At 64.6% G+C, this 14,418-nt stretch carries 16 protein-coding genes and 1 pseudogene; 7 read left to right on the top strand and 10 right to left on the bottom strand.

Translation table 11 applies throughout. The annotated features are described in order from the left end of the window. Nucleotides 1-5: 5 nt before the first annotated feature. The 7 genes from DEF76_RS15905 to DEF76_RS15875 form a co-directional block, all read right to left on the bottom strand. Entirely contained in the window at nucleotides 6-1,076 is a 1,071-nt protein-coding gene (locus tag DEF76_RS15905) for a substrate-binding domain-containing protein (protein WP_114913132.1), read from the bottom strand. Then, nucleotides 1,073-2,083 (bottom strand): ABC transporter permease, encoded by a 1,011-nt coding sequence (locus DEF76_RS15900; RefSeq protein ID WP_240319032.1) that lies wholly within the window; start codon nucleotides 2,081-2,083, stop codon nucleotides 1,073-1,075. Before DEF76_RS15900 ends, DEF76_RS15905 begins: the two co-directional genes overlap by 4 nt. Before the next feature lie 46 nt (nucleotides 2,084-2,129). Next, entirely contained in the window at nucleotides 2,130-3,110 is a 981-nt protein-coding gene (locus DEF76_RS15895; RefSeq protein WP_114913131.1) for a zinc-dependent alcohol dehydrogenase, read from the bottom strand. A gap of 28 nt (nucleotides 3,111-3,138) precedes the next feature. Beyond that, entirely contained in the window at nucleotides 3,139-4,161 is a 1,023-nt protein-coding gene (locus tag DEF76_RS15890) for a Gfo/Idh/MocA family protein (protein ID WP_114913130.1), read from the bottom strand. Next, a complete protein-coding gene (locus DEF76_RS15885; protein WP_114913129.1) occupies nucleotides 4,158-4,442 on the bottom strand; it encodes a YciI family protein in 285 nt (94 codons plus the stop codon). Before DEF76_RS15885 ends, DEF76_RS15890 begins: the two co-directional genes overlap by 4 nt. Nucleotides 4,443-4,463: 21 nt before the next feature. Next, the gene (locus DEF76_RS15880) at nucleotides 4,464-5,534 is read right to left on the bottom strand and encodes an SDR family oxidoreductase (protein ID WP_114913128.1); all 1,071 of its coding nucleotides are present in this window, start codon (nucleotides 5,532-5,534) and stop codon (nucleotides 4,464-4,466) included. A 673-nt stretch (nucleotides 5,535-6,207) separates the two neighbouring features. After that, nucleotides 6,208-7,113 carry a LysR family transcriptional regulator gene (locus DEF76_RS15875; RefSeq protein WP_114913127.1) on the bottom strand — a complete coding sequence of 302 codons (906 nt, stop codon included), beginning with the start codon at nucleotides 7,111-7,113 and terminating at the stop codon, nucleotides 6,208-6,210. A 92-nt stretch (nucleotides 7,114-7,205) separates the two neighbouring features. Between DEF76_RS15875 and DEF76_RS15870 the strand changes: the two genes are divergently transcribed. Beyond that, the gene (locus DEF76_RS15870) at nucleotides 7,206-7,883 is read left to right on the top strand and encodes an FMN-dependent NADH-azoreductase (RefSeq protein WP_162800699.1); all 678 of its coding nucleotides are present in this window, start codon (nucleotides 7,206-7,208) and stop codon (nucleotides 7,881-7,883) included. Here DEF76_RS15870 and DEF76_RS15865 read toward each other — a convergent pair. Beyond that, nucleotides 7,860-8,456, bottom strand: coding sequence for a TetR/AcrR family transcriptional regulator (locus DEF76_RS15865; protein WP_114913125.1), 597 nt, complete (start codon nucleotides 8,454-8,456; stop codon nucleotides 7,860-7,862). The genes DEF76_RS15870 and DEF76_RS15865 overlap by 24 nt on opposite strands. 90 nt (nucleotides 8,457-8,546) lie before the next feature. On the opposite strand from DEF76_RS15865, the gene DEF76_RS15860 reads away from it, so the two are divergent. The 3 genes from DEF76_RS15860 to DEF76_RS15850 all read left to right on the top strand — a co-directional run bounded on the left by DEF76_RS15860 (nucleotide 8,547) and on the right by DEF76_RS15850 (nucleotide 11,342). Continuing rightward, complete coding sequence (locus DEF76_RS15860) at nucleotides 8,547-9,287, top strand: SDR family oxidoreductase (RefSeq protein ID WP_114913124.1); 741 nt, start codon at nucleotides 8,547-8,549, stop codon at nucleotides 9,285-9,287. A 34-nt stretch (nucleotides 9,288-9,321) separates the two neighbouring features. Then, the gene (locus DEF76_RS15855) at nucleotides 9,322-10,269 is read left to right on the top strand and encodes an alpha/beta hydrolase (RefSeq protein WP_162800698.1); all 948 of its coding nucleotides are present in this window, start codon (nucleotides 9,322-9,324) and stop codon (nucleotides 10,267-10,269) included. Nucleotides 10,270-10,427: 158 nt separating this feature from the next. Beyond that, nucleotides 10,428-11,342: an aldo/keto reductase family oxidoreductase gene (locus DEF76_RS15850; protein ID WP_240319031.1), complete on the top strand. Its 915-nt coding sequence runs from the start codon at nucleotides 10,428-10,430 to the stop codon at nucleotides 11,340-11,342. 146 nt (nucleotides 11,343-11,488) lie between these two features. Here the strand turns inward: DEF76_RS15850 and DEF76_RS15845 are convergent. After that, nucleotides 11,489-12,055, bottom strand: a pseudogene (locus DEF76_RS15845) (transposase); the annotation flags it as partial. Further along, nucleotides 12,031-12,246 carry a MobA/MobL family protein gene (locus DEF76_RS15840; RefSeq protein WP_240319290.1) on the bottom strand — a complete coding sequence of 72 codons (216 nt, stop codon included), beginning with the start codon at nucleotides 12,244-12,246 and terminating at the stop codon, nucleotides 12,031-12,033. The pseudogene DEF76_RS15845 and the gene DEF76_RS15840, both read right to left, overlap by 25 nt. Here DEF76_RS15840 and DEF76_RS20410 point away from each other — a divergent pair. The 3 genes from DEF76_RS20410 (at nucleotide 12,166) to DEF76_RS15825 (ending at nucleotide 14,388) form a co-directional block, all read left to right on the top strand. Then, complete coding sequence (locus DEF76_RS20410) at nucleotides 12,166-12,369, top strand: hypothetical protein (RefSeq protein WP_240319317.1); 204 nt, start codon at nucleotides 12,166-12,168, stop codon at nucleotides 12,367-12,369. The genes DEF76_RS15840 and DEF76_RS20410 overlap by 81 nt on opposite strands. A 547-nt stretch (nucleotides 12,370-12,916) precedes the next feature. Next, on the top strand, nucleotides 12,917-13,717 hold the full coding sequence (locus DEF76_RS15830) for a hypothetical protein (protein WP_162800405.1): 801 nt from the start codon (nucleotides 12,917-12,919) through the stop codon (nucleotides 13,715-13,717). Between the two features lie 464 nt (nucleotides 13,718-14,181). Further along, nucleotides 14,182-14,388 carry a hypothetical protein gene (locus DEF76_RS15825; protein ID WP_162800676.1) on the top strand — a complete coding sequence of 69 codons (207 nt, stop codon included), beginning with the start codon at nucleotides 14,182-14,184 and terminating at the stop codon, nucleotides 14,386-14,388. Nucleotides 14,389-14,418: the final 30 nt, after the last annotated feature.

The raw sequence follows: 14,418 nt of genomic DNA, 5'->3' as shown, positions 1-14,418 counted from the left end.
GCGTGTTACCTGTTCACTGCCTTGGCCTGAGCGTCGCCAGCGAGCTTCGCCGAGAGATAGATCGCCCCTGGCAGATCGCTCCGGCACTGCACCGGATGGGGCTGGCCGGAGACTGAATCCTCGAACACCGGCGCCTTGAAGATCTTCTCGGCCGGCGGCTTGCCGCCGGTCACCTCGGCCACCGCCCAGTCCACCGCGAGGCGGACATTGTCATTGCCGGTCGCGACCGTGAAGAGCTTGAAATCCGGATTGTCCTTGTGGTTCTCGACCCAGAAGCAGCCGAGCGAATTGCCATCCGAGGTCGCGAGCGCCGGGATCGAGCGATTGAATTTCTTGAACACCGGCAGCGCGCCGACCAGCGAGGGACCGAAATCGGAGACGATGACGTCGATCTTATCGTGCTTGGCGATTTCGGCGGTCAGAACCTGCTGGGTCAGCGACGGATCCCAGTTGGTCACGTCGAAGGGCGCCGGATTGAGGAATTTATATTTGTCGTCGAGCACCGATTTCAGGCCGGCGAGTTCGTCAAGCCCCTGGCTGTTGCCGGCCGGGCCGCTCAAGAACAGAAGATTGCCGCCATCGGGCAGGATGCTCTTGATCCATTTGCCCCAGCTCACGCCATCATCCTTGAAGGACGAGCCGATGAACAGCGTGTAATTCTGGCCGGCCTTGCCGCCGACATCGACGCGATAGGGCACCACCACCTTGCCCGCTTTATAGGCCGCGGTCAGCGCCGGCAGTACCGCCGGACCGGCATCGCCGAACACCACCAGCGCATCGATGCCACGCGCGGCCATGCTCTTGATGTCGGAAATCGCCTTCTGGGTGTTGCCCTGGCCGTCGGCGTAGACATATTGCGTGATGCTCGGACAGAGAGACGCTTCCTCCTTGCCCGAGGCGGTGGTGACCAGCCGCCAGCTATTGCCGCCGAAGCCATCGAGCAGGGCGAGGGTCGCCTTTTTCGGGCCGCACCATGAGGGCTCCTCGGCGCGGGCGGGGCCGGCGCACGCGAGCCCGAGCGCGACGGTGAGCGCGGCGCTCAGCGCGATTGTTCTGTAACGAAACGATGGGTTCATCTCCGTTCCTCCCTGTTTGACGGTATGACGAGTTTCTTGAGGCTCGTGGGCAGCCGCAGCGAATAGGCCGCGATGCCCAAGCCAAGCGCGAACGCCTGAATGATGGTCTGTGCCGAATAGGGCACGCCGATGGCGAGCGCGAACTGGCTCAACTGATTGAGAAAGAATGCCGCGATCACGGTTGAGACCGGAAAGCCGCGGCCGCCGAGAAGCGACGTGCCGCCAAGCACCACCACCGCGACCGAAGGCAGCAGCAGCGGGTCGCCCTGAAACGCCGTCGGCTCCTTGGTGACGCCGGCGATCAGCAGACCAGCGACGGCGTAGAGCAGTTGCGCGCAGACATAGGCGGCGACCTGATAACGCCGGACGCCGAGGCCGATCGCACGGGCGGCGAGCGGGTTGGCACCGATCGCCTCGAACCGGCGGCCGATCACCGTCTTCTTGAGGACGAGGGCGACCAGGATCAGAATCGCGAGCGCGAACCACAGCGCATTGCCGACCGCGAGCGTCTCGCCACCGGCGATCGTCGCGAGAAGCGGCGTCGTGGTGCGCGGCACCCCGCCCGAGACCGCGAACACGCCGCCATAAATCAGCGCGTTCGTGCCGATCGTCGCAACAATCGCGTTGAGCCGGGCGACGCCGACCAGCACCCCGTTCAGCATCCCGGCCGCGCCCGCGGCGAGAAACGCGAGCAGCACGGCGCGCGGCAGCTCCGCGCTGTCGCCGGCGGGGACGTGGGTTGCGATCACCACCGCGAGCGAGACACCACCGGCGAGCGAAAGATCGAAGCCGCCCTGCTGGACGACGAGCATTTGCGCGAGGCCGACGATCGCGAGAATCGCGGCAAACGGCAGGCTGCCGGCGAGCGCCCCCGCGCTGATGGCGGACGGCGCGAAAATGCGCGAGAGCGCGAGCAGTGCCAGCGTCGAGGCAAGCATGGTCAGAAAACCGCGAGCGAGCGCCAGACGGTGCCCGCTCGCGCGGCGCGTTTGCCCGGCGCTGGTCATTGGCAAAGCTCCTGCCATCCCAAATACCTCTCCCCGGGCGCCATGATCACGCGATCTCGAGGGTGATCTTCACCGCCCGCTCGGGGTTTTGGCCGAGTTCGAGCGCCGTCAGGGCCTCGGCGAGGGGGAAGCTATGGGTCTGGATCGGCGTCAGATCGAGCCCGGTGCGTTCGAGAAACCGGATCGCCGCCGGCCACACCCCGGGCGAACCGATGCAGCCCTTCACCGTGAGGTTCTTGATCTGGATCTTGCCGAGTTCGACCGGGATCTTCTGGCCGATATTGATGCCGACCATCGAGACCTTCCCCTCCGGCCGGGCATAATCGAAGACATTGGCGAGCGAGGCGGCATGGCCGGCGCACTCCACCACCAGATCGGCGCCGCCTTTGGTCAGCGTCTGCACCGCCTCGACGGGATCACCCTCCGCGGGATTGACCACCGAAGCGGCGCCGAGCCGCAGCGCGATGTCGCGGCGCAGCGCCACCGGATCGACGACGATCACCCGCGCGCCCATGCCGATTGCTGCCGCCGCCGTCACCAGCCCGATCGTGCCGCCGCCCGAGACCACGACGGTATCCGCGGCATTCACCCCACCATGGCGCAGCACCGCGTAATAGCCGCAGGTGAAAGGCTCGATCAGCGCGCCTTTGGCGTCGTCCACTGCGTCCGGCAACTTGTGCAACCATTCCGGCCGGGCGGCAAAGAATTCGCGGTCGGCGCCATCCATCGAGAAGCCGAAATGATGGATGCGCTCGGGTGTCTGGATGACGCACTCGCCGACCACCCGGTCACCGGGTTGCAGACCGGTGACGTTGGCGCCGACTTCAACCACCTCGCCCACCCATTCATGGCCAGGCGTTACTGGGTATGCGATCGGGATGATGTAGCGCCCGGCGAGCAGCTCATAATCCGAATGGCAGATACCGACCCGGCGCGAGCGGATCAGCACCTCGTTTGCGGTCATGCGCGGCATCTGCACCTCGGTCACGACCGGCCGGTTCGGCTCGTCGAAAATCAGTGTTTTCATGGTGTCCTCCCAAAATTCTGGCGATTTTTCAGGTGACGCGTTCGATCCTGCCGCTCCGTGCCGAGGCGAAGATCGCTTCCAAAAGGGCGATGCTGTTGACGAGATGGGCAGCGGTGATCGGATAGGGCGCCGTTTTGCGGACCGCGCGGGCAAAGGCGACGAGATTGTCTTTGACCGGCTCGGCCGGTGCCACCTCGGCGGTGGTGATCTCGCCCCCGGCGACCGCCGAGGTGACGACCCAGCCCGCCGGTGCCTCGACATGCGCTTTGTCTCGGATATCGACCCAACCGCGAGCGCCATACACGGTAAAGCGCGACATGAACGGGTTGGCGAGCGAGGCTGAGACGTAAGCGGTGCCGCCGCCTTTGAACTTCACGTAGGCGGCGACGGTGTCGCCCTGCGGCAGATCGGAAGACAATTGCTCGCAATGGCAGAGCACGTTTTCGGCCGGCCCGAGCAGCCGGACGGCGAGATCGAGGAGATGGATGCCGGTCGCCGTCATCCCGCCGGCCGGCGCCTGATCGGCGTTGAGCCGCCAATTGTCGCGGTCGAGGGTGAGGAACTTGTCGTGGCTGAAATTTGCCTCGATCTGATGCAGCCGGCCCAGCGCACCGGCATCGGCCCGGGCGAGAAGGTCGGCGATCGGTGGCTCCCAGCGCCGCTCATGCCCCATGCCGAGCACGAGGCCGGCGTTTTGGCAGAGCGACACCGCGCGCTCGGCGCCGGCTCGGGTCAGCGCCAGCGGCTTCTCGCAGAACACATGTTTGCCCGCCGCGACCGCCGCGGCGATCTGCGCCTCGTGGAGCGCGTGCGGCGTCGCCAGCACCACCGCCTCGACCGCCGGGTCCGCCAGCGCCTCGGCATAGTCGGCGGAAAGCGCGATCCCCAAGCCGGCGAAAGCGCTGTCGGCGAGGCGCGCACGCGCCGCCTCAAGAGCGGGCTCGACCACACGGATGACACGAATTTCGCCGGCGGAGGCGAGCACGCTCAGCATCTTCTGACCCCACCAGCCGAAGCCGATCAGGGCGACGCGGACTGGCGATGCGCTCATCGGTTGTCGACGCGCTTGGCGAAGGGGCGGATCGAAATCGTCCGCCACAGGCCGATCGCGTAGAACGGGTCTTCGCGGTTGAACGCCTCGACCTCGGCAAGGCTCTCGGCTTCGACGATGAAGCAGCTGCCAATCATCGTCCGCTCGTCATCGGCGAGCAGCGGACCGGAGATCACGGTCTTGATCCTGGCGGCGGCGAGATAGGCCTTATGCGCCTCATAATGGGCCAGCCGCTTGTCCACTGCGCCTTCATGGTCGAGGCAATGGATGACGTAATGCATACGTAATATCCTTTCGCGTCGTCAGGCGGGAATGATTCGCCGTGCTCGCAACTCGTCAAAAACGTCAAAGAAGCTGCGCGGCGTTTGCTGATAAGCAGTGAAGCCGCGCACGCGGCTGTTGGTCATGTCGGTGAAGCATTCGAGGGTGCGGCCGAGATCGGCGTCGCTGTGCCACCAGGAGGCGAGGCGGGTGACCGGAATGTCCTGCAACCGGTGCTTGGCAACGATGTCGGCCCAGATCGCCGGTGCCTCTGCCATCTGGATTGCGAGCGGCGACGCATGCCCGGGATAGTCGCCGACCGCGAGGCCAAAATAATCGGCAATCTGGCGCCAGAGCCAGGTCCAGCGGAAAAGATCGCCGTTGACGGTATTGAATGGCAAGTTTGCCGCCGCCGGCGTGGTCGCCGCCCAGTGGAGCTGATCGGCGAGCAGGCGAGCGTCGGTGACGTCGGTCACCGCATGATACTGCTCGGGCGAGCCGGGAAAGACGAAGGGCCGGCCAGTATGTTTGCAAATCGTCGCATAAACCGCGAGCGTCACCGCCATGTTCATGGCATTGCCGATGACCAAGCCGATCATGGTGTGCGGCCGATGCACAGACCAAGTGAAGCCGCGCTTTGCCGCCATCTCGAACAGAACGTCTTCCTGCGCGTAATAGAAATTTTCGCCGGGAAGGCGCGGGCTGCTTTCCAAGAACGGTGTATAGGGCTTGGTTTTCGCATAGTCGTCGAACGAGCCGAGGTAATGCTTGAGCCCGGTTACCAGTGCCGCGTGGCGGAGCGGGGCGGCGGCGATGCCGTCGAACAGGTTGCGGATCATCGCGGCGTTGACGCGAACGTTCTCCGCTTCATTCGCTTGGCGTGACCAGGTGCAGTAAAAGACATGGCTGACATCGCTGGCCGCCGCCAGCGCCACACGGGCGGCATCGGCATCCTCCAGATCGACGGCGATGTGCCGGTCCGACCACGCGAGATCGGCGCCGCCGCGCGAGAGCGTGACAACCCTCCAGCCCCGCGCTTTGAGAAGGCGGCCAGCATAGCTGCCGGAAAGCCCGGTGCCCCCGACAATCAGTGCGGTGGTGTCGTTGCTCATCTCATCCGTTCCTCATGCGCCCGATTTTTGTGCCCAGCGCTCGTGCCCCGAACGGGGGTGTATCGCCGTCCCGACTTCGCGCGGCGTGCCAGCTCGCCCGCGCGAGGAACGGCACGATGCGTAAACTGGCCGGTGCTGAACAGAGATCGCGGCATTGCCCTGTTCGAACATCCTCTCCGTTACCAGATTCTCATGCCATTCCAGAGCGCCATCAGGCTCTCCTCATCACGCTAGCAAGAACCGGCCGCTAGTCTTCGAGATTTTTTATCCAGACCGGATAAATTCCTATCGATGTCGAATGTCGAGGGCGCGCAAATCGCCACGCCGGCAGGCGCGCGCTGTGCCTCGCGCTCTCGGATGGCTGTGCCATCGACCACCCGATAACGCTTTCGGGCGAGCTTTCTCGCTCAATGGAGAGCATGAGGATCTTTGGGGTGGCCGGAACAGATCGCCATGCGGAAAGTCGACGGCTGGCAGAGCCTCGGAGAGCCACCCGCCTCAATGCCTCTTGATCTCATCGCCTGACCTCGTCATGTCCCCCAAACCGAAGACGCCGCAACAGCAATTTCCACATCATCCAAGACACGACCGCGACAGGACCCGTCGCGCTACGCAAGGGGTCCGCTCCGCGCGCCGGCCCCGCGGGTCTGCGACGGACGGATTGCGCCGGAGCTCACACGGGCGTCAGCGATGACAGCTGGCTTGCCAGCCATCGGGTGGCCGGGCCGAGTTCGATGCCGGCCTTCCAGACCAGGTCGTAGACCAGTCGGCGCCGGGCCAGACCGGTGTCGGCCATGTTCAGGGCGACGAGGCGACCGGCGGCCATGTCGGGTTCGACGAGATGCGCCGGAAGACTGCCCCAGCCCAGCCCCGCGCGGATCATGGCGTGTTTGGCCCCGAGATCGCTGGTGCGCCAGGTTTCGGCGGCGATCACGCCGAACTCCCGAGTCTCGGTCGGCTCGGCGCGGTCGGTGAGCACAATCTGCACATACCGACGCAGATCGTCCCATTCGATCCGGCCGGCGCCGGCCGCCAGCGGATGATCGGGCGCCGCCACCAGGATCAGATCGATGTCCAGCACCGCCGTGCGCTCGAAGTCCGGGTGGTTCACCATCAGCGAGGCGAGCAGGCCGATCCCGTGGGATCCGTTCCGCACCGCCGCCACCGACGCGGACAGGTTCTCGACCATGATCCGCAGAGGCACGCCGGGCCAGGCTTCGCGAAATCGCCCCACCACCGGCAGCAGCAACGACATGGGGAACTGCCCGTCGACCACCAGACGCACCTCGGGCTCCACATCCGCCCGCACCATCCGCGCCCGCTCGCTCATGCGCGCCAGGTCGTGCGCCACCTGTCGGGCCTGCGGCAGCAACGCCTTTCCGCCGACGGTCAGAACCGGCCGATAGAGACTGCGGTCGAACACCGGAAAGCCGACGAGGTCCTCCAACTTGTCGATCGCATAGGTCACCGCAGGCTGGGTGCGGTTCAAGCGCCGCGCCGCTGCCGAGAAACTGCCCGTGTCAACGACGGCGAGGAATGCGTCGATCTGGCTGAGGCTGATGGCGGATAGACGATCCATAAGCTTTGATTATGATGTTGGCAGATTTTTTCCCAGAATATTTTTGTCTTCTGTGGTGGCATATCCGGCCCGCCCTGGGAACGGAGAGAGCCATGCCAAACCTTCTTGTCCTTCAAAACAGCGCGAACCTGGAGACATCGGTCAGCCGCAGGCTGGTCGCCACCTTCGTTGAAGCCTATGTCCAGCGCCATCCGGATGCGGAGATCTTCCACCGCGATCTCGCCCGAAATCCCCTTCCGCACCTGTCGCCGTCCCTGGCCGCCGCGCTGCTGCCCGGGCAAGGCGCCGCCACACCCGATCTCGGATTGGCCGATGTTCTTACGGAGGAGCTTGAGGCGGCGGACATCATCGTCATCGGCGCCCCCTTCTACAATTTTACCATCCCGTCGACGCTCAAGGCCTGGCTCGACCACGTCGTCCGCGTCGGCCGCACCTTCGCCTATGTGGACGGCGCCCCACGGGGCCTGCTCCCTCCTGGGAAAAAGGTGATCGCCTTCGTTGCGAGCGGGGGCGCCTATGCCGAGGGTCCGGCGTCCGCGATGGACTTTGCGACGCCCTACCTGCGGTTCATCTTCGGGTTCATGGGCGTGACCGATATCGAGATCGTCCGGGCCGAGTGGCAGGCTGTGCCCGAGCGCGGGGCCATCTCGGCGCAGGCGGCGGCCGACTATGCGCGAAACCTGGCCGCGCAGGTCGGAACGGCGATCCCCTTCGACCCGCAGCCAGACGCATCCGTCCCGCGCCGCTCAGGCCTTGCGGCGAGCCTGTGAAAAGACCGTCTCGACAAGCTGGTCGGCATAGGCGTGGGTCAGGGGATGCACGCCTGTGAGAAGATGAAAATACAGGCAGCCAAAGACCTGATCGACGATGATCTCCGGGTCGATCTCGGCGGGAAAGGTTCCATCTGACTGGGCCTTGCGGATGTCCGCGATCGTCCCGGCGCGGCGCGGCAGGATATAGGCCTGATTGATCCTGACCTGCAGGTCCGGGTCGTGCTGCGCCTCGGCGATCAATCCGGCCATCACCCGGCCGAAGAACCCGTTGAAGGCGTCGACAAGACGTCTCGCCTTGAATTGGACGGACGCTTCTAGGGACAGGTCGGCCGGCGGGTCGAGGCTGGGCTCAACCCGTTCCTTCACCATGGCGAGCACGATGTCGGCCTTGGTTCCCCACCATTTGTAGAGCGTGGGTTTTCCCACCCCCGCGCGTCTCGCGATGCCCTCGATGGTCAGATCCTGGACCGACACTGTCTGCAGCAACTCGTGCACCGCTGCGATGATCGCGTCATGGGCGCTGGCGGTAGCGCTTCGGGGTCTGCCGATCCTGCGGCGAGGTTGGGTCATGCGATTACAATAACGCTACGTGACGTAATTGCAATTGACAATCCAGGCTCCATATTTTACGGAACGTAGCGTTTCATAAAGGAGCACCGCATGACCCATGGTCCAGCACCGGTCGCGATCGTCACAGGCGCCTCTCGAGGCATCGGCGCCGAGGTCGCAAAACGCCTGGCCCGGGACGGGTTTTCCGTGGCGGTGAACTATGCGGCGAACGCCGATGCCGCGCAGGCCGTCGTTGCACATATCCTGGCCGCGAACGGCCGAGCCGCCGCCATCAAGGCCGATGTCAGCCGGTCGGCCGAGGTCGCGAGCCTGTTCGACCAGACGCAAGCGCAGCTCGGCCAGCCCACCCTGGTGGTGAACAACGCCGGAATCATGAAGCTGGCGCCGATCGCCGAGATGGACGACGCCACCTTCGACGCCATGCTCGCGGTCAATCTTAAGGGCGTATTTTACATGCTGCGGGAAGCCGCGCGCCGTCTTCCGCGCGGCGGCAAGATCATCAACACCTCGACCACACAGACGCGTCTCGCCTCGCCTTCCTATGGCGCCTATGTGGCGTCCAAGGCCGGCGTCGAGATGCTCACCCTCATCCTGGCGCGGGAGCTTCGCGGGCGCGGCGTCACCGTCAACGCCGTGGCGCCGGGCCCGACCGCCACCGAGCTGTTCCTCGACGGCAAGTCGCCGGAGATCGTCGACAGGATTGCCGGGCTTTCGCCCCTTGAACGTCTTGGCACACCGGAGGACATCGCCGGCGTCGTCTCCATGATCGCCGGCCATGACGGCGACTGGATCAACGGACAGACGATTTTCGTGAATGGCGGCGCCGCCTGATCGCGGCCGAGCGGACACCTCAGGAGAGAAAAAGATGCATGATTTCAATCCAGGCGACGTCGCGCGTCCGAGCGTCATTCGCCACGCTCTATCGCCTGGTGAGGGCGAGCAGGTACTGCGCATCTTCCAGCGTAACGCGAGCCTCGCGCAACTGCACCCGGAGGATCGGCGAGCCTTCTATGCCGCCATGGCGTCCCAGGCCCCCATGGCCGATGGCGTCGCAGCCGAGCCCGTCATTGACGGCGCCGTTCGCGGCTGGTGGCTCAGGGCGGCGGCCCATGACCCTGGCTCCGCTCTGTTCTTCGTCCACGGAGGCGGATACCATCTCGGCGATGCCCGATCCTATCTCGGCTTCGCCAGTCAGCTTGCGGCGCGCACCGGGCGGGCGGTCTTCAGCGTCGACTACGCCCTGGCGCCGGAGCGGCGTTTCCCCGCGGCCTTTGACGACGTCATGCGGGCGCGGGCGTGGTTTCTATCGCGGGGCTTCAAGCAATATGCAGCGGTCGGCGACTCCGCCGGAGGCGGACTTGTGCTCGCGATGGCCGATCAGGCCGCGCCCGATGCACGTCTGGCCTCGATCGTGGTGTTTTCGCCCTGGACCGACCTGTCAAACAGCGGCCCCTCCTTTACGGATCCGGCCACCTACGACCCGGTTTTCAAGCCCGCCCTGCTGCAGGGGCTGGCCCATTCCTATCTGGACGGCGCCAGCCCGCACGACCCCAAAGCGTCACCTCTGTTCGGGGCTCTGCGAGCCATGCCGCCGATCAATGTGCAGGTCGGCGCGGATGAACTGTTGCGTGACGATTCCATCCGTTTTGCGGAGCGCGCGGCCGCGCACGGGGCGACGGTCCGTCTTGACCTGTTTGAGGGAATGTATCATGTTTTCCAACGAGATGTCGGGTCTCTCAAGACAGCCGGAACAGCGCTTGAGATTGCCGCTTCGTTCATCGACGAACACTGGGCGGACCGTAAGGTCATATAGCCATCCCGCTCCATCTCCTCTGGCTTAGTCATGACACAACGAAGATCTGGCCTCGCGAAATCCAGCCGGTCGCGACCCGCTTGTCGAAGCTAAATCCATGATGGCGCGGCCAGACGCCGTTTCGTCGTTGCATTAACCTCTTGGAGTACAGGTTAGGAATGATGCCTTACGAAAATCAGGTGCAACTCTGCGCCACCGACACTAGCATCGAGAAGGCCGGACTCTTTCGCCTCGGCAGCCATACCGTGAAACGGCTCGGCTACGGTGCCATGCAGCTCGCCGGGCCCGGCGTGTTCGGTCCGCCCAAGGATCGCGACGCAGCCGTGGCCGTGCTGCGCGAAGCGGTCGCGCGCGGCGTCGACCACATCGACACCAGCGATTTCTATGGGCCGCACGTCACGAACCAAATCATTCGGGAGGCGCTGGCGCCCTATCCCGCAGGGCTCACGCTCGTCACAAAGGTGGGCGCCCGGCGCGACGAAAAAGGCGCCTGGCTTCCAGCCTTCTCGCGCGAGGAGCTGATCCAGGCGGTGCATGACAACTTGCGCAATCTCGGCATCGAGGTGCTCGACGTGGTCAACCTCCGCCTCATGTTTGGTGCGCACGGACCTGCGGAGGGCTCCCTCGAAGCGCCGCTTACGGTGTTGGCGGAGCTGCAGCAACAGGGGCTCATCCGTCACATCGGCCTTAGCAACGTCACTCCAACGCAGGTGCGGGAGGCGCGCAGGCTTTGCGAAATCGTCTGCGTGCAGAACCACTACAATCTTGTGCATCGCGCGGACGATGAGCTGATCGACGACCTCGGTGACGATGGCATCGCGTATGTGCCGTTCTTCCCGCTTGGTGGCTTCAGCCCGCTGCAATCCTCGGTTTTGACGGAGATGGCGGGTCTGCTTGGTGCCACGCCCATGCAGGTGGCCATCGCTTGGCTGCTGCATCGCGCGCCAAATATTCTACTCATCCCCGGAACCTCGTCCGTTGCCCACCTGCGGGAAAACCTCGCCGCAGTCGCACTCGAGCTGCCGGACGACATCAGGACCACGCTGGACCAGATCGCGACGGACAGCGCCTGAGCTTCCCAGCAGTCAGATCATGGCGGCGAAGCGCGAGATAGCCCTAAATTACGGATAGCACAGATGACGATTCTTGTTACCGTTCGTGTCTTGGATGATGTGGAAATTGCTGTTGCGGCGTCTCCGGTTTGGGGGACATGACGAGGTCAGGCGACGAGATCAAGAGGCAATGAGGCGGGTGGCTCTCCGAGGTTCTGCCAGCCGTCGACTTTCCGCATGGTGATCTGGCCGCAAGCGAGCAACGCCCATAACAGCATGGCGGCGGTTTCGGCTGAAGGCAGCACGGTCTGGGTTTTGATCCGGCGTTTGAACGCCTCATGCAGGCGTTCAATGGAATTTGTGGTCCTCGCTGATTTCCACTGGCTAGTCGGCAATCGGGTGAAGGTGAACAGGCGATCGCCGGCTTCTTCCAGGCTGTCTGCCACGGCACGGCACTTCAGCCGCCATTTGGCGAGGAACAGCTTGCGCCGGCGCATCACCGCGGCGGCGTTCTCGGCGTAGATCATGTCGTTATAGTCGGCGGTGATTTCCTCATACAGGGCGTCCGGCGCATGGGCCAGCAGGTTGCGATGCTTGTGGACGGTGCAGCGCTGGGTCGGGATCTCCGGCCAGAGGCTGGCCAGCGCGCGTTCGAGGCCCGCGCCGCCGTCGATCAGCAGGAATTCCGGGGTTCGCAGGCCGCGCGCGATCAACTCATCGAGCACGGCGCGCCAGCATCTCTTTTCCAGCATCTCTTTTGTGGTGTAACGCTCCTCGCCCCGGCGCACCGCGGCGCGAGCTTGACCTGCGGCATCAGGTCGAGGCCGCGTTTGGCCAGCGAGCGATGGTCGATGCGGACATCATGGCCGTTCTCGGCGAGACAGGCATTGGCGAGGTCGGCCCAGGCCTCGCGCCAGTGCTGCAGGAGCGCGGTCGCGTTCCGCTCCCGCCGCTTGGGCCCGAACAAGCCGCCTTCGACGCCGCGCAGGGTCAGCAGGATATGGGCATGCGGCTGCCGCTGGCCGTGTCCGCTCGCGCGGGCGCGTGATTGGAGGCTTTTCCATGCCGTTCATTTTTGGCCAGGCCCATCCTCGCGATGATACCGCCGCCACCCGTCTCCGCCTCGAGACCCTGCGCCGTGACCTGCAGGCGCTGGCCGAGGGCAAACCGCATAGATTTGGGCTTGCACGGCGGCGGCGAGTGCGCAAAAAATTGGCGGCCGTTAAGGCCGCCAAGTTTAGGGAGGAAACGTCCAAGAAAGTGCGAGGCATGGCCTCGCGCAGGACGAGATAGTAATGTGCCTTGGCCTGGCCTCACCTTAAATTTGTGCAATGCAGCGGAAAGCTGTCGGTAGTGTTGCGTTTCCGCCACACGTCGGCGCGTTGCCCCGAGTAAAATATGCACCGATTTTTCCTCATGCTGCCAAGCCGATAGTGAAGCCATCCCTTTTGGGCGCGGCTCGGACATTATTTTGTCCGGTGGCGTAGGCCACCCTTCCCGGGCTCGGCGGCGACCTGGAGGGGGTTGTCGTTAATCATGATTTTACCATATCGTGCGGCGCCGTCATCGCTGGGACAGCCCGGAGAAGCAAAACCATGACCCGTAAGGTGCTTTACGCGGCAAGGAAGCGTCAGACTGCCGCCGTGGTGTTGGCCGCCTTTCTCATCGGCGGCGGACTGCTCGCACAACCCGCTTGGGCTAAAGGTGGCGCCGGGGCTGGCGCTGGCGGGGCTGGTGGTGCGGGGGGTGCCGGTGCCGGCGCGGCCGGAGGGGCTGCAGGAGCGGCGGGCGCCGCCGGCCATGGCCCCGGGCCGGGGCATGGTACCGTCGGCGTGGTCGCGCCTGTTTCCACGCGGCATGCGCAAATATCTTCGCCGCGACCAGTGGCCGTGGTTCATACCACGCGACCGTTCCGCAGCCATTACGCCACACACGGTCAGTTGACCGCGGCGCTCGGACCGCTCAACGCCGCGCATGCCTCGCCAACGGCCCTCGCGCACGCCTCGCCGCGTTCGATGGTCGGGAAAATAGCAACCTATGACCGCGCCATGCTGTCGGCCTTGTCCATGCCGACGCGAACCCCGCAGCAAATCGCCCTCCGCCAACAGGCCATCACCAACGCGCGTGAAACCCTCGCCGACGAGACGGGACGCACCCTGACGCCGACCGTCGTCAGCCGGGTCGACCATTTGCTCGGCCTGCCGCCGTCGAACCCGACGCTCGGAACCGTCTCGACGACGCCACGCCTGGGGCCACCCATTCCTATCCAGCAGGCAACGCTTCCGCCACCTGGGCCCGCCCCGGCACCGCCTGGGCCAGCGCCCGCGCCTCCTGGACCGCTCGCCGGGCCAGCGCCGGCACCCGCGCCCGCGCCGCCAGGGCCGGCAAGTCTGTGATTAAGTAATCGTAAAGCAGCGCGCTAACGCCGTGCTGCTTTACGAGTCCCCCCAGAACAATAAGCACTATCTCGCTCTACACCCGTTGTTCAGGTTCTGTAGCGGCGAGACAAGCCGCCGCTCTTTTCGCGCCCCCTCCTGGAGACGCTGTTTGAGACGCGCGCTCGGTGAGCAAACGCCCTATTTCCGCCACGGCCGCCGCGGCGAGCAATTTGTGCCCGGACATTCGATATTAAAAACAGATTGTTTATGTTGATATAATCATATTTCTCGATTAAGCGAGCATGCTCTCCCGACATAGGCTCTTCCGAGCGCCGAGGAAATCGCCTCCAGAGTTCGTTCTCAATTTCAGATTGAATATAGAAATTTAATTCGTTTGATCGAACGGAATGGCCGCGCCATTTTGCGTGCTGTCAGCCAGAGGGTCTGGCGACGTCGATCTGATCCCAGCGGAGGTTTCTCTCATGCGTCTCACTCTTCTCGCCGTCGGCGGCATGCTCGCCATCACACTGGCAACGGCGGCCAAAGCTCAGCCAGAGCATGTCTGGGCCGAGGGCTTCGTCCCCAATCTCGCGACGCAAACAGAACTGGCCAGCGCAACGCCGCGGCACCCGGCAACCGCCATCGATCTCGCCGCCGCGCGGCCGCCAGGGGAAGCGCACGCCTGCTGATCACGGCTGAAAGCAGTGGTTCAGGTAAAG

This window comes from Acidibrevibacterium fodinaquatile (genome assembly GCF_003352165.1).
GTDB classification, from domain to species: domain Bacteria; phylum Pseudomonadota; class Alphaproteobacteria; order Acetobacterales; family Acetobacteraceae; genus Acidibrevibacterium; species Acidibrevibacterium fodinaquatile.
Note: the sequence above shows the minus strand (reverse complement) of the source record. Positions and strands in the feature narration are given on the sequence as shown.